Genomic DNA, 20,077 nt, shown 5'->3' with positions numbered 1-20,077 from the left:
GCGGCCGGCGGGCAAGGGAGTTGAGCCAGTTCTGAGGTTTTGGAAGGAAGCTTGCGGAACTACCCGTCGGCGGGGTCCGCCGAGCCGCTCGCGGGCTCGTCCCCTGCGTCCGGGCCCGCGTCCGAACCGGCCCCGGCCGCATCCTCGGGCTCTCGGCCGGATTCGGCGTCACCGCTGGTCAGGGGCTGTTCCGGAGCGTCGTCGGCCGGGGGTGCGGGCGGGACCTCGAAGCGGGACTCCGCCCTGGCCGCCGCCTTCGCCCCCGCCTTGGCCTTCGGCACCGCGTAGCCGATGTCCTGGTAGCGCGGGGTGGCGAATCCGAAGGCTCCGGCATTGCGCACGGCGGGCCTGGCGGCGACCAGCTCGGGCCGCTGATAGAGCGGGATGGACCCGGCGGCGGCCCAGATCCGGGCGTCCGCCCGGCGTACCAGATCACGGGCCTCGTCCTCGTCCAGCTCGGAGGCCGCCTGCTCGAAGAGCTGGTCGATGTAGTCGGTGCCGACGCGGGTGTAGTTCTGCTCCACCAGCAGGGAGCCGTCGCCCGCGGGCTCGGGCTTGGCGTAGATGGGCCGGGCGTCGGTCGCCGGGTAGGCGGTGGCGGGCCAGGAGTAGAGCGCCAGGTCGTACTGGCCGGAGGCGATGTGGTCCTTGAAGTAGTTCTCGTCGGGGACCTTGGTGATCTCGGTCTGGACGCCGATCCGGTCCAGCATCCGGGCGATCTTGGCGCCGACCGCGCGCAGCGACTCCGAGCCGGGTCCGGCGGGCAGGACGAAGCGGAGGGAGAGCGGCTTGCCGTCCTTGCCCAGCCGGCCGCCGGCCGCGACGGGGGCGGCGGTCCCGGCCGGGGCGTACGCTCCGGCGGCCCCGCCCCGGGCGTCGGCGCGGAGCTTCTGGGCGCCGGCCCGGGGGCGGTCCCCGTCGCCGGATCCGGCCCGGGGCTGTACGGCCAGCTCCTGGAAGGTCACGGGGGCGGGGGCCAGGACATAGGTGCCGCCGGAGCGGGATCCGTCGACGGACTTGTCGTCGCCGACGATGTACATGCCCTCGCCGGAGGGGGTGTCCGGCTCGTCGCCCTCCGTACCGTCCTTATCTTCCTTGTCCCCCTTGTCCTTCTTCACGGCCGCATGGGCCTTCCGGGCGCTCGTGCCGTTCTTGCCGTCGGCCTCTTCCTCCGTGGCCTCGGCGTCTTCCGCGTCCTCGGCGTCGTCCTCCGCCCCGGGGCTCTCCCCGGCCTCGCCGCCCGCCTTGGCCGGCGCGGGCTTCTTGAGGGCTCCGCCGGGCACCCAGCCGGCGTCGGCGAGCAGGGCCTGCGCCTCCTGGGTGTTCTGCTCGCCGAGCGCTCCGCTGTTGTCCGTGTACGCGCTCTGGCCGGCCAGCGCCAGATGGCTGCCGGGCGGGGCCGCGGGCAGTCCGAGCGGGCGCAGGACGGTCTCGGCCAGCTCGGTGCGGTCGAGGGCGCGGGCGATGGCGCGGCGCACCCGGTCGTCGGCGAGGGGGCCGGACTCGCCGTTGAGCGCGAGCTGGGTGAAGGCGGGCTCCAGGGATTTGCGGACCGCCAGACCGCGCAGCCCCCGCTGCTCGTCGGCGTAGGTCGCGACGGCCTTCACATGGCGCTGCCGGCCGGCCCGGGCGGCTTCGGCGACCTCTTCGTCGGAGCCGTTGGCCAGGGCCCAGGACTTCAGGGCGGCGGAGAGGGTGAGGGTGGCGGCGGGTCCGTGGGCGGGGCGGGGGCCGCTCACGGCCGCGCCCTCCCGGGCGTTTCTGGCGTCCTCGGCGTCCCGGTCGGCGAGGGCGATGCGGTTCGCGGTCGGCCGGTCGATCTCGGCGAGGTCGACCCGGCCGCCCGCGAGGGCGGCGGCCCGCTCGTCGCGCGGCACGGCGGTCAGGACCAGGGAGTCGAGCCTGGCCTGCTCCCCCCACCAGCGGGGGTTGCGCACCAGGGTGGCGGTGCCGGCCTTGCGGTCGAGGGAGTCGAGCTGGAACGGTCCGGCGGTGGCCTTGAGCTTGTCGCGCGCCCCGTCGTTGAAGGCGTTCGGGCTCCCGGTGACGCCCTTGGGGTAGAGGGGGGTGAACAGGGACCGCCAGTCGGCGTACGGCTTTTTGAAGGTGACCTTGACCTCCAGGTCGTTGGCGCCCTTCTGGATCTCCTCGATCCGGTCGTACCCGGCGTTGCGGGCGGTCCAGAACGCGGTGTCCCGGCCGCTGAGCGCGCGCCACTGGGAGACGAAGTCGGGTGCGCCGATCTCCCGGCCGTCGCTCCACACGGCCTTCTGGTTGAGCTTGTAGAGGACGACCTGTTTGGGTTCGCGCTCGACGACCTCCGCCGATTCGACGTAGTCGGGGTTGCGCTGCGGCCGGCCGTTGGCGTCGAGCGTGAAGAGGGAGGGGAGGACGGCTCCGGCGACCCGGGCGGTGGCGGCGTCGGCGTCGGCCTGGAAGGTGTTCAGGGTGGTCGGCACCGCGTCGACCGCCCAGCGCAGCCGGCCCCCGTCGGCGACCTTGTCCCGCCCGGCCTCCGCGATGTCCTGGGCGGCGGCCCGGCCGGCGGAGTCGTCGGCCGTGCACCCCGACAGGGCGGGCAGCGCGAGCGCTCCGCCGGCGAGCAGCGCGACGGAGCGGAGCGCCCGGGAGGCCCGGATGCCGCCGGTGGCCCGGGTGGTCCGGGAGCCGGTCCCCCCGTTTGGCTCGTCGACCTGGGACATGGTCTATACCTCTTCATCCTGTTTTACGGAATTTGGGATGATCACACTGGTTTCCCTCACTGAAGGGGACAGAGGCGCGCGGCCCCCGCAGACACGGCGCGCCCCGCCCCGAAACCACCCGTGCGGTGCAATGACGAGCCGCACATGTTCCGATAAAAACGGTGAAAATGGGTTCAGCACGGCAGAACCCATCAGGGGTGCGTCCGGCGCAGGCGATGAGAGCGGATGAGAGGGGATGAGAATCCCGCGCATCCCCTTCCCAAGGGGGATGTGAGGCGCGACACTCGCAGGCGCATGAGCGACGCCACCCGCACCCCGCGGAAGTGAGGGCAAGTCATGTCCCAGCAAACAGACCTGGACACGATGCGGCACCGCCTCGACGAGCTGACACAGCGGGTCGGGGAGCTGGAACGGACCGTCGGCCGCCTCGGCGGCCGAGGCGATCGGCCGCAGCGCCCCGCCGCCGCCGAGGGGCAGCCGCCGGAGCGCCCCGAGCTGGTCACGATCCCCGACGCTCCCTACGACGCCTCCCTGTGGACGGACTCCGACGACGAGGGTCTGGGCGTACGGGACCGGCACGCTCCCTGATTCGGCCCGCCCGCGTGGCAGGCCCTAGGAGAACTCGTTGGCCACTGGTACCGAACCACCACAAATCCATACGGGCGTACACGGTGCGACGCGCGCCGCCATCGGGCCGCGCCATCTGCGGACGGACCGCTGGTGGCTCTCCCCGGCGCTGACCGCCGGCGGTCTGCTCGCCTTCGTCCTCTACTCCACCTGGCGGGCGTTCGCCAACGCGGACTACTACGCCGCGCCGTACGTGTCGCCGTTCTACTCGCCCTGTCTCGCCCAGAACTGCGAACCGATGAAGGGCGGCCCCAACTGGGAGATCATCGGCGGCTGGTGGGGCCTCTCCCCCGCGCTGCTGATCCTGATCTTCCCGCTCGGCTTCCGGCTCACCTGCTACTACTACCGCAAGGCCTACTACCGGGGCTTCTGGGCCTCGCCCCCGGCCTGCGCGGTCGCCGAGCCGCACAAGAAGTACACCGGTGAGACCCGCTTCCCGCTGATCCTCCAGAACCTCCACCGGTACTTCTTCTACGCGGCCCTCCTCGTCGCCGCGATCCTCACCTACGACACCGTGCTCGCCTTCCGCGACGAGCACTACGCCTGGGGCCATATGGGCCTGGGCACCGTCGTCTTCCTGGTGAACATCGTGCTGATCTGGGCGTACACCATCTCCTGCCACTCCTGCCGGCACATCGTCGGCGGCCGGCTGAAGCACTTCTCCCGGCACCCGGTGCGCTATCGCCTCTGGGGCTGGGTCGGAAAGCTGAACGCACGCCATATGCAGCTGGCGTGGGCATCGCTGATCAGCGTCGGAGTCGCCGACTTCTATGTCTATCTCGTCGCCTCCGGCGCCTTCGACGATCCGAGGTTCTTCTGATGACCCAGCTCGAACGGCAGGAGTGGGACGTCGTCGTCGTCGGCGCGGGCGGCGCGGGACTGCGCGCCGCCGTCGCGGCCCGGGAGCAGGGCGCGCGTACGGCGGTGATCTGCAAGTCCCTGTTCGGCAAGGCCCACACGGTGATGGCCGAGGGCGGCATCGCCGCCTCCATGGGCAATGTGAACTCCGGCGACAACTGGCAGGTCCACTTCCGCGACACCATGCGCGGCGGCAAGTTCCTCAACCAGTGGCGGATGGCCGAACTTCACGCCCAGGAGGCCCCCGAACGGGTCTGGGAGCTGGAGACCTGGGGGGCGCTCTTCGACCGCACCGCCGACGGCCGGATCTCCCAGCGCAACTTCGGCGGCCATGAGTACCCGCGGCTCGCCCATGTCGGCGACCGCACCGGACTGGAGCTGATCCGCACCCTCCAGCAGAAGATCGTCTCGCTCCAGCAGGAGGACTACGCCGAGTACGGCGACTACGAGGCCCGCCTCAAGGTCTTCCAGGAGTGCACCGTGACCCGGATCCTCAAGGACGGGGAGCGGGTGTCGGGGACGTTCTGCTACGAGCGGGAGTCCGGCCGCTTCTTCGTCCTGGAGGCGCCCGCGGTGGTCCTCGCCACCGGGGGCATCGGCAAGTCCTTCAAGGTGACCTCCAACTCCTGGGAGTACACCGGCGACGGACACGCCCTGGCGCTGCTCGCGGGCGCGCCCCTGCTCAATATGGAGTTCGTGCAGTTCCACCCGACCGGAATGGTCTGGCCGCCGTCGGTCAAGGGCATCCTCGTCACCGAGTCGGTGCGCGGAGACGGCGGGGTGCTGCGCAACTCCGAGGGCAGACGGTTCATGTTCGACTACATCCCGGACGTCTTCAAGGAGAAGTACGCGCAGAGCGAGGACGAGGGCGATCGCTGGTACGAGGACCCGGACCACAATCGCCGTCCGCCCGAGCTGCTGCCCCGCGACGAGGTGGCCCGCGCCATCAACTCCGAGGTGAAGGCGGGCCGGGGCTCGCCGCACGGCGGGGTCTTCCTGGACGTCTCCACCCGGATGCCCGCCGAGGCGATCCGGCGGCGGCTGCCCTCGATGTACCACCAGTTCAAGGAGCTGGCGGACGTCGACATCACCGCCGAGGCCATGGAGGTCGGCCCGACCTGCCACTACGTGATGGGCGGCATCGCGGTCGACTCCGACAGCGCGGCCGCCGTCGGGGTCCCCGGGCTCTTCGCGGCGGGCGAGGTCGCGGGCGGGATGCACGGGTCGAACCGGCTCGGCGGCAACTCGCTCTCCGATCTGCTGGTCTTCGGCCGCCGCGCCGGTCTGCACGCGGCCGGCTTCGCGGCCCGGAGCGCCGGGCGGCCCGAGGTGAGCGAGGCCGAGATCGACACCGCCGCCGCCGAGGCCCTGCGGCCCTTCGGGGCCCAGGAACGGGACGCGGCGGACGGCGTGCCGCCGGAGAACCCGTACACGATCCACCAGGAACTCCAGCAGACGATGAACGACCTGGTCGGCATCATCCGCCGGGACGGTGAGATGACCAAGGCCCTGGAGCGGCTGGCCGAGCTGCGCGTACGGGCCCGGCGGGCCGTGGTCGAGGGGCACCGGCAGTTCAACCCCGGCTGGCACCTGGCCCTGGATCTGCGGAACATGCTGCTGGTCAGCGAGTGTGTGGCGCGGGCGGCCCGGGAGCGCACCGAGAGCCGGGGCGGCCACACCCGGGAGGACTGCCCCACGATGGAGCGCTCCTGGCGGCCGGTCAATCTGCTCTGCCGGCTGGCCGATCCCGAGGAGGAGTTCGCCGCGACCGATCCGGTGCGCGGCCGCATCACGCTGGAACGCCGGACCACCGATCCGATCCGTCCGGACCTGCTCGCTCTCTTCGACAAGGAGGAGCTGGTCAAGTACCTCGCCGAAGAGGAGCTCTACGAGTGAGTTCGTACCAAGCCGGCTTCAGGGTGTGGCGGGGCGACCAGGACGGCGGGGAGCTGGAGGACTTCACCGTCGAGGTCAATGAGGGCGAGGTCGTCCTCGACATCATCCACCGCCTCCAGGCCACCCAGGCGTCCGATCTCGCCGTCCGCTGGAACTGCAAGGCGGGCAAGTGCGGATCGTGCAGCGCGGAGATCAACGGCAGGCCGCGGCTGATGTGCATGACCCGGATGTCCGTCTTCACCCGCGAGGAGACGATCACGGTGACCCCGCTGCGGGCCTTCCCCGTGGTGCGCGACCTGGTGACGGACGTGTCCTTCAACTACACCAAGGCGCGCGAGGTGCCCTCCTTCGTCCCGCCGCAGGGGGTGGCGGCGGGCGAGTACCGGATGCAGCAGGTCGATGTGGACCGCTCCCAGGAGTTCCGCAAGTGCATCGAGTGCTTCCTCTGCCAGGACACCTGTCATGTCGTGCGCGACCACGAGGAGAACAAGACGGCCTTCGCCGGACCCCGTTTCCTGATGCGGGTGGCCGAACTGGACATGCATCCCCTGGACGCGGCGGCCGACGCCGGCCTCGACCGGAAGAAGACCGCCCAGGAGGAGCACGGGCTCGGCTACTGCAATATCACCAAGTGCTGCACCGAGGTCTGCCCCGAAGGGATCAAGATCACCGACAATGCGCTGATTCCTCTCAAGGAGCGGGCGGCGGACCGGAAGTACGACCCGCTGGTGTGGCTGGGGAACAAGATCAGGCGGCGGGGGGAGTAGGGCCCCCCGCCGTCGGGGCGCGGTGACCGATCCGGATCCCGTACGGGGTCCGGACCGGCGCGCACCACGTTACCGTTCGCCACTGACAGTGACGGCGGGGTCGGGCGGGGGCCGCCCCGGGCGCCGGGTCGCGCGGCCAGGGCGGCGGACATAGCCTCCCAAATGTGACACGAATAGCCGCCCGGGCCCTGGCCGCCGCGCTGGCGGCGGCGTGGTGGCTGACCGTGCCCGCCGCTCCCGGAGCCGCCGCCGCGCACCGCGCCGACGCCCCCCGCTCCCCCGCCGCCGAGCCCCTCCGTCTCCCCGCGCCCCCTCCCGGGTCCGCGCGTGCCGCGCCCCTCCGTCTCCCCGCGCCCCCTCCCGGGTCCGCGCGTGCCGCGCCCCTCCGTCTCCCCGCGCCCCCTCCCGGGTCCGCGCGTGCCGAGCCCCTCCGTCTCCCCGCCGAGGACCCGGTCGCCCTCGCCCGCGACGGGCAGATCACCGACCGCGTCGACGCCCTCGGCGACCGCGAGCCGGACGTGGCCGAGGCCCTCGACCGGCTCTTCGACGACCAGCGGATCCAGCTCTTCGTCGTCTACGTCCGCGACTTCTCCGGCCGCTCCGCCCAGGACTGGGCCGACGCCACCGCCCGGAAGAACGGACTCGGCCAGAACGACGTCCTGCTCGCCGTCGCCACCCGCGACCGGCAGTACGCCTACCGGGTGGACCAGTCCTCCCGGCTCACCGACGCCGAACTCGCCGATGTCGCCGACACCGCGATCGAACCGGCGCTCCGGCAGAGCGACTGGGCGGGAGCCGCCGTCGGCGCGGCGAACGGCTACGGCGCCGTGCTGAACGGGCGCCCGGTGCCGACGCCCGCCATCACCCCGGGCCCGCGCGACCCCGGCGGATCCGCCACCGGATCCGGGGCCGGGGACCTGGTGCTCCCCGCCGCCCTGCTCGTCGGCGCGGCCGGAGTCGGCGCGTACACCCTCGTCCGGCGCAGAAGGCGCGCCGGGACCCGGACCACCCCGCGGGGCGGCGCGGCCGGATGGAGCAGCGGACCGCCGCCGCCGAAACCGCTCGCCGAACTCGACGCCGAGGCCAAGCGGGCGCTGGTCGACACCGACGACGCCGTGCGCACCAGCCAGGAGGAGCTGGGCTTCGCCGCCGCCCAGTTCGGCGAGGAGGCCGCCGTACCCTTCCACGAGGCCGTCGCCCACGCGGAGAGCCGGCTCGTGGCCGCCTTCCGGCTGCGGCAGCGGCTGGACGACGCGTATCCCGAGGACGACGACACCCGCCGGAACATGCTGGAGGAGATCCTCGCCCGGTGCGCGGACGCCAACCGGCGGCTGGACTCCGAGTCGGAGGCCTTCGACCGGCTGCGCGCGCTGGAGCGGACCGCGCCCGCCGCGCTGGCCGCCGCGGAGAGCGTCTTCACCGGACTCGACGGCCGGATGATCACCACCGAGGCGACGCTGTCGGTGATGCGCGAGCGCCACGCCCCCTCCGCCTCGGCCCCCGTCGCCGACGACGCCGTACAGGCGGGCGAACGGCTGGCCTTCGCCCGGAGCAGCCTGGACCGGGCGAAGGCGGCGCTCGACGCGTCCGACAACGGGGCCGCGGCCGTACAGATCCGGGCCGCCGAGGGAGCCCTCGCCCAGGCGGACCGGCTGACGGAGGCCGTGGACCGGCGCGCCCGGGAACTCGCGGAGGCGGCCGGCAGACTGCCCGGCGCGCTCACCGAGACCGACAGCGATCTCGCCGAGGCGGGCGGGCTGCTCCGAGGCGCCTCGTCCGGCACGCCGACGGCCGCCCTCCAGGGCCGGATCGCCCGCGCCGAGACCGTCGCCGCCGAGGTCCGCGCCGAGATGGCGGCCGGTCCCTACGATCCGATCGACGCGCTGCGCCGGGTCGAGGAGGCGGACGCGGCCCTCGACGAGGCGCTCGCCGGGGCCCGGGAGGACGAACAGGGCACGCGGCGGGCCAGAGGGCTGCTGGAGCAGGCGACGCTCGCCGCCGGATCGGCGATCGGGGCCGCGTCCGACTACATCGCCACCCATCGCGGCGCGGTCGGCAGCGAGGCCAGGACCCGGCTGGCGGAGGCCGGGCACCGGCTGCGCCGCTCCGGTGAACTCGCCGGAGCGGCGGCGGGCCGGGAGGACGTCCAGGGCGCGCTCGCCGAGGCGCAGCGGGCGGACGCGCTGGCGCGGCAGGCGCAGAGCCTGGCGGAGAGCGATGTGCGCGGCTTCGGCGGCGGGTCCGACGGCGGCTTCGGGCCGGGCGGGCCGGGCGGCGGGCGCGCGGGCGGCCCCGGCGGCGGGCTCGGCGGCGCGGTGCTCGGCGGGATCATCCTCGGCGGGCTCTTCGGAGGAGGCGGGGGCGGCGGCTTCGGGGACGGGGGCGGCTTCGGAGGGGGCTTCGGCGGCGGTCCGGGGAGCTTCGGCGGCGGCGGGACCCGCGGCCGGATGGGAGGTGGCCGGTTCTGAGACCCGCGCGGCGGGCCCCGTACCCGCTCGTCCTCTTCCGCACCGCTGACCAGGAGACGCCATGTCCAAGCAGACCATCCTCGGCCGGGTCGCCCAGCTCGCGAAGGCCAACATCAACTCGCTCCTCGACCAGGCCGAGGATCCGGAGAAGATGCTCGACCAGCTCATCCGGGACTACACCGACAACATCGCCGAGGCGGAACAGGCGGTGGCGGGCACCATCGGCAATCTGCGGCTGCTGGAGCAGGACCACCAGGAGGATGTGGCGGCCGCCCGCGAGTGGGGGGCGAAGGCGCTGGCGGCCAGCCGCAAGGCGGACGAACTGCGGGCGGCGGGGCAGAGCGCGGAGGCGGACACCTTCGACAATCTCGCGAAGGTCGCGCTCCAGCGGCAGCTCCAGTCGGAGGGCGAGGCGAGGACGGCGGAGCCGGTGATCGCCTCGCAGACCGAGATCGTGGCGCAGCTCAAGACCGGGCTCGATCAGATGAAGGCCAAGCTCGGTCAGTTGCGGTCCAAGCGCGACGAACTGGTCGCCCGTTCCCGGACCGCTCGGGCGCAGAACCAGATGATGGACGCGGTGAAGAACGTCGATGTGCTCGATCCGACGAGCGAGCTGAACCGCTTCGAGGACAAGGTGCGGCGGGAGGAGGCGCGGGCGCTGGGCAAGCAGGAGCTGGCCGCTTCCTCGCTGGACGCCCAGTTCGAGCGGCTGGACAGCCTCGGGGACACGGCGGAGGTGGAGGCGCGGCTCGCCGCGCTGAAGGCGGGCTCCGGGGGCTGACGGCCGCTGCGGGAGCCGACGGCTCCGCATCCGGCCCGGGCCGCCCAGCGTCCGCCTGCGCCCGTGGTCCGTCGTCCGGCCCGCCCGCCGCCGGCCGGAACACGCGGACGGAACACCCGGTCAGAACATGCTGAGCAGCTGGTCCACCGTGGGCTCCGCGGGAGCGCCCGCGCCCGGGAGCGCCAGCTCGAACCAGACCGTCTTGCCGCGCGGGGTGCGGCGCGAGCCCCACGCCGCGCTCATCAGACCGACCAGCTGAAGGCCGCGGCCGCCCTCGTCGGTGTCGCGGGCGCGCCGGCGGCGGGGCTGAACCAGTCCGGAGTCCCACACCTCGCAGACGAGGGTGCGGTCGCGCAGCAGCCGCAGCCTGATCTCGCCCTCGCCGTACCGCAGGGCGTTGGTGACCAGCTCGCTCACCAGCAGCTCGACGGTGTCGATCAGGGCCTGGAGGTCCCAGGAGGTCAGCAGGGCGCGGACGAGTTCACGGGCCCTGCCCACCGAGCGCGGCTCGCGCGGCAGCACCCAGTCGCCGACGGCCTCCGCGGGCAGGCCCTGCACCCGGGCCATCAGCAGCGCGATGTCGTCCTCGCCGTGCCGGGTGTCGAGGGTGTTCAGCACATGGTCGCAGACGTCCTCCAGCGACCGGGAGAGATCGGCGCGCGCCGCGTTCGACGTCGCGCCCCGGGGGCCGGGAGCGACCGGCGCGCCGGACGTACCCGGCGTACCGGGCGTAGCCGATGGGGTCCCCGGCGCGTTCGCGGGCCTTGCGGCGGCCACCGGGCCCTGGGGACGGGGGATCTCGGGGCGCGCGGTCTGCGGCGGCCCGAACGACTCGGGCCCCGGCAGCCCAGGCCGCCTCGGCAGCCCCGGCCGGGGCGCGTCCCGCCGCACGGGCTCGGGTACGGGCGCGTCCCGCCGCACGGGCTCCCGTACCGACTCGCGTACGGGGGTGTCGCGCCGTACCGGCTCCGGTACGGGGTCGTCCTGCCGGGCCGGACGGGCGGGCCGGGTGTCGGGGCGGGGCGCGGGCCGGGTGTCGGGGCGCGTGTCGGGGAGGGGCGCGGGCCGGGTGTCGGGGCGGGCGCGCGGGTCGGTGAGGGCGGTGCGGAAGGCGCGCAGGCCCTCGTCCAGCGGATGGTGCCGGGACTCGACCAGCCCATCGGTGTAGAGAGCGAGCAGCGCCCCCTCGGGAAGCTCCACCTCCACCTCCTCGAAGGGCTCGCCGCCCACCCCGAGCGGCATCCCCGGCGGCACGTCGAGCAGCAGCGCCTCCTCGCCCGGCTCCACCAGGACGGGCGGCAGATGCCCGGCGTTGGCGAAGGTGCAGCGGCGGGTGACCGGGTCGTACACCGCGTAGACGCAGGTCGCGAGATAGACCTCGGCGAGGTCCGCCTCGCGCGACTTGTGGGCCACGCGCGAGGCCTGCTGCGCGCCGCTGGGGCTGCCCAGGCCGCGGGCGATCTCGTCGAGGGCGGAGAGCACCTCCGCCGGCTCCATGTCGAGCAGCGCCAGGGTCCGCACGGCGGTGCGCAGTTCGCCCATGGCGACGGCGGCGCGCAGCCCGCGGCCCATCACGTCGCCCACGACGAGGGCGGTGCGGTGGCCGGGCAGCTCGATGACGTCGAACCAGTCCCCGCCCACCTCGGTCGCGGTGTTGCCGGGGAGATAGCGACAGGCGATGTCGAGCCCGGCGGCCTCCGGGTCGCCGGGCGGGAGCAGGCTGCGCTGGAGGATGAGCGCGCGCTCGTGCTCCCTGCGGTAGAGCCGGGCGTTGTCGATGCAGACGGCGGCGCGGGCGGCCAGCTCCACCGCGAGCGAGCGGTCCCGCTCGCCGAAGGGCTCGCTGCCCTTGGTACGGGAGAACTGCACCAGCCCGACCACGCTGTCGTGGGCCACCAGCGGGACGGCGAGCGTGGACTGGACCAGGCTGCCCTCCTCGCCGGGTATGTACCGCACCCGCGCGGCGCGCAGGGCGTCGGCGCAGGGCGAGTGGAAGGAGTAGCGGTGGACCTCGCCGACGGCGGTGGGCGTGCCGCTCCGCGAGCCGCAGCCGGGGGTGGTGATCAGGGGGGAGTCGGAGACGGCGCTGGCGAAGGCGACCCGGCGGAGCGCGGCGCTGCCGTGGCTCTCGGCCCCGGGCGACTCCCAGCGGCCGGGCGGGGCCTCCTCGCCGGTGAGCAGGGCATGGAAGAGGTCGACCGAGGCGAGGTCGCAGAAGCCGGGGACGGCGACGTCGAGCAGCTCCCGGGCGGTGGTCTCCAGGTCGAGGGAGTTGCCGATGCGGGCGCTCGCCTCGTTGAGGAGGGCGAGATTCCGGCGGGCGCTGGCCGCCTCGCGGGCGGCGACATGGCGGCGGGTCACATCGGTGCCGACGCCCGCGACGCCGATGGGCCGGCCGGAGCCGCTGTGCACCCGGTAGAGGTTGACCGACCAGTGCCTGCGGTCGGTGCTGTTCGGGGCGGTGCCCACGAGCTGGATGTCGACGGCGGGCTCGCCGGTCGCCAGGACCCGGCGCAGCGACGCGTCCATCCGGTCGGCCTCGGGACGGGAGAGGTAGTCGTGGACGGTGCGTCCGCGGTGCTCCTCGACGGCGCCTCCGAAGACGGTGGCGAACCGCTGGTTGGTCCGCTGGACCCGCAGATCAGTGCCGAAGAGGAGAAAGCCGAAAGGGGATTGGCCGAAAACGGCCTGCGAGGCGGCGAGATCGGTCTCTATCTGTTGCAGAGCGTGAACGTCCACGACGATGCAGAGCGCGGCGCGTTCGCCGCTCTCCGTCTCGCTCGGCATCACATAGACCTCGGCGACCCCGTGGGCGACTCCCGCCCCGGGGATCCGGAAGGGGACCAGTCCGGTCCACTCCTTGCCGTCGAGGATCTCCGCCACCTGCCGGCGCCCGCGCGGGCGCAGCTCGGCCGCGAGGAAGACCTCGACCGGGTCCTTCCCCCTGACCTCGGCGGCCGTGATCCCGAACAGATCGGCGGCACGCCGACTCCACTGGTCGACCAGCCCATCGGGGCCTATCGAGAAGGCGGCAGCCCTGATGTAGTCATAGATCGAGCCAGGCGGACTGCTCTGCCATACGACACCGTTCGTCGTCCCAGATATCTCGCTCACGCGACCGTCCCCTCCAGCTCACCGCACCGGACCGGCCATGACCGCAGTATTCAGCACTACGGCCCCCAGGCACACGGCGTTCACGATCACAGCACGGTCTCGTTCATTTTGCGCCGCCCACAACGGTGATCGTTATCTCTTCAGACTCTTAACCAGGAAGTGCCAGCTCGAACCACACGGTCTTGCCCGTCCTGCCGCGGCGGGTCCCCCAGCGGCGCGCGGAGCCCGCGACGAGCTGGAGCCCGCGCCCGCCCTCGTCGTCCGGCGACGCGGTCCGCTCGGTGGGCGGATCCGGAAGCGGATCCGAGACCTCCACCAGCAGAAAGGGAGCCCCCTCGGCCGGTGGTTCACACCGGGTCAGGCCCACTCCGATGGGGCCGGACGCATAGCGCAGCGAGTTGGTCACCAACTCGCTGACCAGCAGAACGGTCACATCGCGGATCACCGGGTCGATCCCCCACGCGCGCAGGGCGTCCCGGACGGAATGACGGGCGGTGCGCACCGCACCGGGCTCGGCGGGGAAGCTCCACCCGGCGTGCGCGCCCTCCGTGTCGATCACGCCGCTCACTTCCCGAACCAGCAGCAGACACCCGCCCCTTTTCAGGGGGTTAATCAGGACATACCCGATAATCGGGGTGGGGTATCCCGCTGGACCCGGTAAGAGGTGCATGGTTGACGCAAACGGCGTACGGGCGGCTTCTCCACGCCCCCGGACCGCGGGCCCCGGGGCCCGGCCGGTCTTGCGGACACCGGGCCCGTACGCACAGGTCCCGTACCCACAGGTCTCGTACGCGGCGGTCCCGGGCCCGCCGGTCCCGTGGCCCTCATTCCCCTACGCCCTCGTGCCGTACGTCCTCGTCCCGTGCGTCCTCGTCCCGCACGCCCTCGTGCCGTACGTCCTCGTCCCGGGCGCCGGCGGCGCGGCCGAGGCGGTGCAGGCGGGCGGCGGCCTCGGCCACGGCGGGGCGGTCCTGGTCGAGCCAGTCGACGGTGTCGGTCTCGTCCGGCTCCAGCCAGCGCAGCTCGTCGTGGTCCTCCAGGGGCCGGGGCTCTCCGGAGATCAGCCGGGCGGTCCAGACCTGGAGCACATAGCCGGGGCTCAGCGGCCACTCGCCGGGGATCCGCTCCAGCGGCTCCGCCTCGACGCCCAGCTCCTCGCGCAGCTCACGGACGAGGGCCTCCTCGGCGCGCTCGCCCGGCTCCAGCTTGCCGCCGGGCAGCTCCCAGCGGCCGGCGAGCCGCTCGGGGGCGCTACGGCGCGCGGCGAGCAGCCGCCCCCGGTCGTACAGGGCTCCGGCCACCACCACGCGAACTGTCATGCGCCGGAGCGTACTGCGCCGGGCGCGACGGGCGCTGCGGCCGCCCCTGGGCGCGGCACCGGTCCGCACCGCCCCGATCCCGGTCCGCCCCGGCGGGGGGCGCACTCGGTGGATCAGAGCGCCGTGGCCCGACCGGCGCGCTCGACCCAGTAGAGCCGTTTGTCCCCGTTCACATCGAGGGTGTCCGCCATCCGGCGGGCCTCCTCCTCGGTCGAGTACCGCCCGACCCGGTAGCAGTTGCCGTTGCCGTCCTGGCGTATGACGAGCCAGGGCAGCACAGGGCTTCCGTCGTTCATCGCGCCCCTCCCTCAGCGTGTCCGCATGTCCTCAACAGTGGCCCGGAAACCGCACTACGCATATGCCGGAGCCTACGCCTGACCTTCACTCAGCGGATACGGGTTTACACAAAGAGACAGGAAAGAGGGGGCGCACTCGGCTGAATGCGCCCCCCTCCGCACCGAGGTCACGCCCACGTCCACGCCCTCGACCGCACCGGCTTCCGGACCCGGGACCGCGCCCGGGACCGCGCCCGGGGTCACGGCCCTGCCCGGGGTCCCGGCCCCGCCCGTGCGGTCACTTCACCGGGAGGCGGTAGGAGATCCGGTAGCGGTCCGCCGGGACGACGATGTCCGCCGTCTCGACGGCGCGCCCGGAGGCGTAGTACGTCCGCTCCACGACCATCACCACATGCCCCGGCACGCCGCCGAGCGCGAGCAGCTCCTCCGCCAGCCCCGGGCGGGCGCCCACGTCCTCCGCGACGTTGTCCACCACGATGTCGATGGCCGCCATCCGCTCCACCACTCCGCAGCCGCCGAGCGGCCCCTCCTCGGGCAGCATGACCGGCGTGCGCCCGGTGACGGCGAGCGGCTCCCAGGAGGTGGAGAGCATCATCGGCTCCCCTCCGTCGCGGAACACATAGCGCGTGCGCATCACCCGCGCGCCGGTCTCGACGCCGAGCCGGTCGGCGATCTCGGGAGACGCGTCCTCCTGCTCGCTGCTGGACTCCCAGGTGCCGCGGGCGCCGCCGACCGACTGCTCCTGGCGGAAGGGATTGACGCCGGAGGCCGGACGAAAGCCGGAGCGGGAGATCCGGCGCCGCTCGGGGCGCTCGCGCACATAGGTGCCGGAACCGGACCGGCCCTCGACCAGGCCCTCCGCCATCAGCACCTTGCGCGCTTCGAGGGCGACCGTGTCGGAGACCCCGTACTCCTCGCGGATGCGGGCCTGCGAGGGGAGCCGGGTGTGCGGCGGCAGCGAGCCACTGACGATCTGCCGGCGGAGATCGCTCGCGATCCGCAGATACGCGGGCTGCTCACCGAAAGTCACTGATCACTCCCATCCCTTGACATACGGCAACAGACTGACAACGGTGGGTTGTTGGCCGCAACCATGGGCCAAAGTTTCACCCGAAGTGATGAGTTCCGCTCTGAAAAGCGGTTACCCCAGGTATCGCGTACCAGACCATTGACCCCAATGGTCCAGACCAATACGGTTCCGACTGCACGACGCCCGTTCAGGAAATGTTCCGGCATCCGCGCATGCCGCGAGCACGCACAGGAATGAGTCCCATGCGTCGAAGAACCCTCGTACGGACAGCGGTCGGGGTCAGCTCCCTCGCCCTCCTCGCCACCATCGCCCCCGCCGCCACGGCCGACGCCCCCGCGTCCGTGTCGTCCGCCTCCTCCACCGCCGCCACGGCCGCGGACCGGGGCCGGGACGATGACGACGATGACGACAAGCGCTCGTACAAGCGCGTCGGCTACTTCAGCCAGTGGGGCATCTACGGCCGCGATTATCACGTGAAGAACCTGGAGACCAGCGGCCAGGCGGCGAAGCTCACGCACATCAACTACGCGTTCGGCAATGTCAGCCCCGAGGGCAAGTGCATGATCACCGGCCCCCTCGGCGAGGCGGACTCCTGGGCCGACTACGTCCGGCCCGTGGACGCGGCCGGGTCGGTGGACGGCGTCGGCGACACCGGCGACCAGCGACTGGCGGGCAACTTCAACCAGCTGCGCGAGCTGAAGGCCAAGAACCCGAACCTCAAGGTCCTCATCTCCCTGGGCGGCTGGAGCTGGTCCACCCACTTCTCCGACGCGGTGCTCACCCCCGCGAAGCGGAAGGCCCTGGTCGACTCCTGCCTGGACATCTACATCAAGGGCAATCTGCCCGTGGACGGCGCGCGCGGCGGCGAGGGTGCGGCGGCCGGGGTCTTCGACGGCATCGACCTCGACTGGGAGTGGCCCGGCTCGTCGGGCGACGCGGACACCCCCTACCGGCCCGAGGACAAGCAGAACTTCACCGCGCTGGTGCGGGAGTTCCGTACGCAGCTCGACGCGTACGCCAAGAAGCAGGCGCGGCAGACCGGCAAGAAGGCCAAGCACTACGATCTCTCCGCCTTCGTGCCCACCGCCCCGGCGAAGATCGACGCGGGCTTCGAAGTCACCAAGATCATGAAGGACTTCGACTGGGTCAACCTCCAGGGCTACGACTTCCATGTCTCGGGCGAGAAGACCACCGCCCAGCAGTCCGCGCTCTTCGCCAAGAACGACTTCAGCGTCCACCAGACCGTGGGCGACTGGCTGAAGCGCGGCGCGCCGGCCCACAAGCTGGTGGTCGGCATGCCGTTCTACGGCCAGGGCTGGACGGGCGTCACCGGCGGCGGCGACGGCATGGGCCAACCCGCCGAGCGCCCCGCCCCGGCGGTCCACCAGCCGGGCTTCGAGGACTACAAGGTCCTCAAGGGCCTCGCCGACTCGGGGAAGTACAAGGTCCACCGGAAGTACGGGCAGGCGTGGCTCTTCGACGGCAACACCCTGTGGACGTACGACGACCCCACGGTGCTCAACGCCAAGACCAGGTACATCCGTGATCTGGGCCTGGGCGGCGCGATGTTCTGGTCCCTCGACGGGGACACCGCGGACGGCCAGCTGGTGAAGGCCGTCGACCGCGGACTCAAGCGCCGCTGACGGCGATCGCGTGTCCCCGGCGCCGCCCGGGGACACGCCCCTGAGCGAGGCCGGTGCTCCACGGGCTGTCGGTGGCCCCGGGGCGCCGGCCTCTTCGGCGCCGGTGGGCCCGGTCTGTCGGGGGGCGGGCCCACCGTACGCCGACGCGCTCCGGACTCTTCGTCGGAGGGGTACGTGGCTCCTCGCGCGAGCCGGCGCGGCTCTGGAGCCCGGGGCCCGCACGGCGGACGGGGCGGTCGCCGTGGCGACCGCCCCATCGTTCAGTGTCGTGCGAGTGAAGGTCTCAGGGGCGCCTCAGAACTGGAGGGCCCAGGAGTCGATCTTTCCGGTGTCCTGGGCGGCGTTGTCGCTGACGCGCAGCTTCCAGACGCCGTTGGCGACCTCGGCGGAGGCGTTCACCGAGTAGGTGGTGATGACGTTGTCGGCGCTGCCGCCCGTCCCGTAGCCCTTGAGGTTGTAGACGGTGCCGTCGGGGGCGACGAGGTCGATCCGGAGGTCGCCGATGTAGGTGTGCTTGATGTCGACGGGCACGCTCAGGGCGGCGGGGGCGTTCCCGGGGACTCCGCTGACCGTGATCGGGGACTCGGTGGTGGCGTTGTCGGTGATCGCGTAGTCGGCGATGTTCTCGAACCGGTCGCCGGGGGGCTGGGTGTCGCCGGCGCCGACCTTGAGCAGGCGGTTGGGCGAGCCGTTGCCCGGGTTGCCGACAACACCGCTGGTCGCGGCGGTGGTCAGCGCGGTGGCGACCTGGGCCGGGGTCGCGGACGGGTTCGCCGCGAGGTGGAGCGCCGCCGCTCCGGCGACGTGCGGGGCGGCCATCGAGGTGCCGGAGATGGTGCTGGTCGCCGAGTCGTTGGTGTTCCAGGCGGAGGTGATGCCCGTGCCCGGCGCGAAGAGGTCGAGCACGCTGCCGTAGTTGGAGAAGCTGGAGCGCGCGTCGGTGTTGGTGGTCGAGCCGACGGTGAGGCCCTCGGTCACCCGGGCGGGCGAGTAGTTGGCGGCGTCGGCGTTGGAGTTGCCCGCCGCGATCGCGTAGGTGATGCCGGAGGCGATCGAGTTCCGCACGGCCGCGTCGAGCGTCGGGTCGGCGCCGCCGCCGAGGCTCAGATTCGCGACGGCCGGCTTGACCGCGTTCGCCGTCACCCAGTCGATGCCCGCCACGACCTGCGCGGTCGTGCCCGAACCCTGGTTGTTCAGCACGCGCACGCCGACGACCTTGGCCTTCTTGGCGACGCCGTACGCCGTGCCCGCGACGGTCCCGGCGACATGCGTGCCGTGGCCGTGGCCGTCCTGGGCGGTGTTGTCGTTGTCGATGGCGTCGTAGCCGTCGACGGCCCGGCCGCCGAAGTCGCCGTGGGAGATCCGTACGCCGGTGTCGATCACGTACGCGGTCACCCCCTCGCCCGCGGTGTCCGGGTAGGTGTAGCTCTGATTGAGCGGGAGCGCCGACTGATCGATCCGGTCCAGCCCCCAGGACGGCGGGTTCGTCTGGGTGGCGGTGGTCTTGAAGACACGGTTCTGCGCCACCGAGGCGACCGCCGGGTCACCGGCGAACTTCTTCGCCTGCGCCTCGGAGAGCCGTACCGCGTATCCGTTCAGCGCGGCCTCGTACGTCCGGTCGATCTTCGCCCCGTACTCGGCGGCGAGCGCCTTGCCCGCCCGCGAACCGGCGTCGACCGCCGACTCCCGCAGCGTGACGATGTAGCTGTCCTTCACGGCGCCCGGAACGCCCGCGTTCTGGATCACGCCCTCCGACGCCCGGTCCGCAGCGGGGGCGGCGGTGGCGGTGGCCGGGAGCACGGAGACCGCGCCGAGCGCGAGTGCGGCGACGGCGGTGGCGCTGACCGTAGTAAGTCTTCGACGCGAGATGCGCGGCACTGACATGTGGGGGGTCCTCCTCGTTGAGTGGCGCGTCACGGGGCATTAGTCAGGTGCATGACACTTCTTGGCCGCTGGTTCTGCCATGTCCATGTCTTGCCTGTCGACCGAAAGATTGACCGATCCATAGGAATGCCACAAGGGCGCCCGCGATGCTGTAACACGTGCGCCACACAGGCCATACACCCGTCACGCGCCGCAGGAACGCCGCCCCTTCCGGCCACACCCCGGACACACCTCCGTCACCACGGGGCACACCCCACCCGCCGGCCGCTCCCTACCCGGCCGGCGGCGACTCTCCCCCGCCGCGCGCACATCAGTCGGGGCCACCACGCATGACCAACCCCGCACCCGGCATCCCGATCGAGGACATCATGAGGGAGACGCTGGCGCGCGGTGAGTGAGCACCGAACCGTCTTCCGGCCCGAGGCGCAGGTCGAACTTCGGAAGATCCCACGCGAGACGGCGCTGCGCATCCTCGCCAAGCCGACCGAACGGGAAAGCGATCCGCTCGGCTTCAACACCGCCGCACTCGTGTCCCAGCCAGATCGCCGGCGCCTACGCGTTGGCGACTACCGCGTCGCCTACACGATCGGCAACGGGGAACTGATGGTCTGGGCGTTCATGGGGGGGGGCACCGGCCCACCGTTCACGACACCTGACCACCGCTGACCACGCGTCAGAATATCCAGCACCCA

Annotated in this window: 14 protein-coding genes and 1 pseudogene; 8 read left to right on the top strand and 7 right to left on the bottom strand. The window is 72.6% G+C overall.

Annotated features, from left to right (window positions below):
* Positions 1 to 59: 59 nt before the first annotated feature.
* A complete protein-coding gene (locus ACF089_RS13025; protein ID WP_392025500.1) occupies positions 60 to 2,702 on the bottom strand; it encodes an ABC transporter family substrate-binding protein in 2,643 nt (880 codons plus the stop codon).
* Positions 2,703 to 3,038: 336 nt separating this feature from the next.
* On the opposite strand from ACF089_RS13025, the gene ACF089_RS13020 reads away from it, so the two are divergent.
* The 6 genes from ACF089_RS13020 to ACF089_RS12995 all read left to right on the top strand — a co-directional run bounded on the left by ACF089_RS13020 (position 3,039) and on the right by ACF089_RS12995 (position 10,099).
* Positions 3,039 to 3,290, top strand: coding sequence for a hypothetical protein (locus ACF089_RS13020; protein ID WP_392025499.1), 252 nt, complete (start codon positions 3,039 to 3,041; stop codon positions 3,288 to 3,290).
* 37 nt (positions 3,291 to 3,327) lie between these two features.
* Entirely contained in the window at positions 3,328 to 4,149 is an 822-nt protein-coding gene (locus ACF089_RS13015) for a hypothetical protein (protein ID WP_392025498.1), read from the top strand.
* Positions 4,149 to 6,083: a fumarate reductase/succinate dehydrogenase flavoprotein subunit gene (locus ACF089_RS13010; RefSeq protein WP_392025496.1), complete on the top strand. Its 1,935-nt coding sequence runs from the start codon at positions 4,149 to 4,151 to the stop codon at positions 6,081 to 6,083. The genes ACF089_RS13015 and ACF089_RS13010 overlap by 1 nt, the downstream gene beginning before the upstream one ends.
* A complete protein-coding gene (locus ACF089_RS13005) occupies positions 6,080 to 6,850 on the top strand; it encodes a succinate dehydrogenase/fumarate reductase iron-sulfur subunit (RefSeq protein ID WP_392025494.1) in 771 nt (256 codons plus the stop codon). The genes ACF089_RS13010 and ACF089_RS13005 overlap by 4 nt, the downstream gene beginning before the upstream one ends.
* 164 nt (positions 6,851 to 7,014) lie before the next feature.
* On the top strand, positions 7,015 to 9,318 hold the full coding sequence (locus tag ACF089_RS13000; RefSeq protein WP_392025492.1) for a TPM domain-containing protein: 2,304 nt from the start codon (positions 7,015 to 7,017) through the stop codon (positions 9,316 to 9,318).
* Between the two features lie 61 nt (positions 9,319 to 9,379).
* Positions 9,380 to 10,099: a PspA/IM30 family protein gene (locus tag ACF089_RS12995; protein WP_392025490.1), complete on the top strand. Its 720-nt coding sequence runs from the start codon at positions 9,380 to 9,382 to the stop codon at positions 10,097 to 10,099.
* A 120-nt stretch (positions 10,100 to 10,219) separates the two neighbouring features.
* On the opposite strand, the gene ACF089_RS12990 is transcribed toward ACF089_RS12995, so the two are convergent.
* The 5 genes from ACF089_RS12990 to ACF089_RS12970 form a co-directional block, all read right to left on the bottom strand.
* Positions 10,220 to 13,213: a SpoIIE family protein phosphatase gene (locus tag ACF089_RS12990; RefSeq protein ID WP_392025489.1), complete on the bottom strand. Its 2,994-nt coding sequence runs from the start codon at positions 13,211 to 13,213 to the stop codon at positions 10,220 to 10,222.
* 148 nt (positions 13,214 to 13,361) lie between these two features.
* Positions 13,362 to 13,781, bottom strand: coding sequence for an ATP-binding protein (locus ACF089_RS12985; RefSeq protein WP_392025487.1), 420 nt, complete (start codon positions 13,779 to 13,781; stop codon positions 13,362 to 13,364).
* A gap of 256 nt (positions 13,782 to 14,037) precedes the next feature.
* Positions 14,038 to 14,532 carry a (deoxy)nucleoside triphosphate pyrophosphohydrolase gene (locus ACF089_RS12980; RefSeq protein WP_392025486.1) on the bottom strand — a complete coding sequence of 165 codons (495 nt, stop codon included), beginning with the start codon at positions 14,530 to 14,532 and terminating at the stop codon, positions 14,038 to 14,040.
* 113 nt (positions 14,533 to 14,645) lie between these two features.
* Positions 14,646 to 14,828 carry an SPOR domain-containing protein gene (locus ACF089_RS12975; RefSeq protein ID WP_392025484.1) on the bottom strand — a complete coding sequence of 61 codons (183 nt, stop codon included), beginning with the start codon at positions 14,826 to 14,828 and terminating at the stop codon, positions 14,646 to 14,648.
* A gap of 277 nt (positions 14,829 to 15,105) precedes the next feature.
* Entirely contained in the window at positions 15,106 to 15,858 is a 753-nt protein-coding gene (locus ACF089_RS12970) for a GntR family transcriptional regulator (protein ID WP_392025482.1), read from the bottom strand.
* A 242-nt stretch (positions 15,859 to 16,100) separates the two neighbouring features.
* Between ACF089_RS12970 and ACF089_RS12965 the strand changes: the two genes are divergently transcribed.
* A complete protein-coding gene (locus ACF089_RS12965) occupies positions 16,101 to 17,501 on the top strand; it encodes a glycoside hydrolase family 18 protein (RefSeq protein ID WP_392025481.1) in 1,401 nt (466 codons plus the stop codon).
* Positions 17,502 to 17,795: 294 nt separating this feature from the next.
* Here ACF089_RS12965 and ACF089_RS12960 read toward each other — a convergent pair whose 3' ends face one another.
* Positions 17,796 to 19,385: a S8 family serine peptidase gene (locus ACF089_RS12960; protein WP_392025480.1), complete on the bottom strand. Its 1,590-nt coding sequence runs from the start codon at positions 19,383 to 19,385 to the stop codon at positions 17,796 to 17,798.
* 390 nt (positions 19,386 to 19,775) lie between these two features.
* On the opposite strand from ACF089_RS12960, the pseudogene ACF089_RS12955 reads away from it, so the two are divergent.
* Positions 19,776 to 20,041: pseudogene (locus ACF089_RS12955) on the top strand (type II toxin-antitoxin system RelE/ParE family toxin).
* Positions 20,042 to 20,077 lie beyond the last annotated feature (36 nt).

This window comes from Streptomyces sp. NPDC014894 (genome assembly GCF_043080985.1).
Lineage (GTDB): Bacteria > Actinomycetota > Actinomycetes > Streptomycetales > Streptomycetaceae > Streptomyces.
Note: the sequence above shows the minus strand (reverse complement) of the source record. Positions and strands in the feature narration are given on the sequence as shown.

Excerpts from the sequence above, each read along its gene's own strand:
- ACF089_RS12995 (WP_392025490.1), top strand. The coding sequence starts at position 9,380 with ATGTCCAAGCAGACCATCCTCGGCCGGGTCGCCCAGCTCGCGAAGGCC.
- ACF089_RS12980 (WP_392025486.1), bottom strand. The coding sequence starts at position 14,532 with ATGACAGTTCGCGTGGTGGTGGCCGGAGCCCTGTACGACCGGGGGCGG.
- ACF089_RS13020 (WP_392025499.1), top strand. The coding sequence starts at position 3,039 with ATGTCCCAGCAAACAGACCTGGACACGATGCGGCACCGCCTCGACGAG.
- ACF089_RS13010 (WP_392025496.1), top strand. The coding sequence starts at position 4,149 with ATGACCCAGCTCGAACGGCAGGAGTGGGACGTCGTCGTCGTCGGCGCG.
- ACF089_RS13025 (WP_392025500.1), bottom strand. The coding sequence starts at position 2,702 with ATGTCCCAGGTCGACGAGCCAAACGGGGGGACCGGCTCCCGGACCACC.
- ACF089_RS12960 (WP_392025480.1), bottom strand. The coding sequence starts at position 19,385 with ATGTCAGTGCCGCGCATCTCGCGTCGAAGACTTACTACGGTCAGCGCC.
- ACF089_RS12965 (WP_392025481.1), top strand. The coding sequence starts at position 16,101 with ATGCGTCGAAGAACCCTCGTACGGACAGCGGTCGGGGTCAGCTCCCTC.
- ACF089_RS12975 (WP_392025484.1), bottom strand. The coding sequence starts at position 14,828 with ATGAACGACGGAAGCCCTGTGCTGCCCTGGCTCGTCATACGCCAGGAC.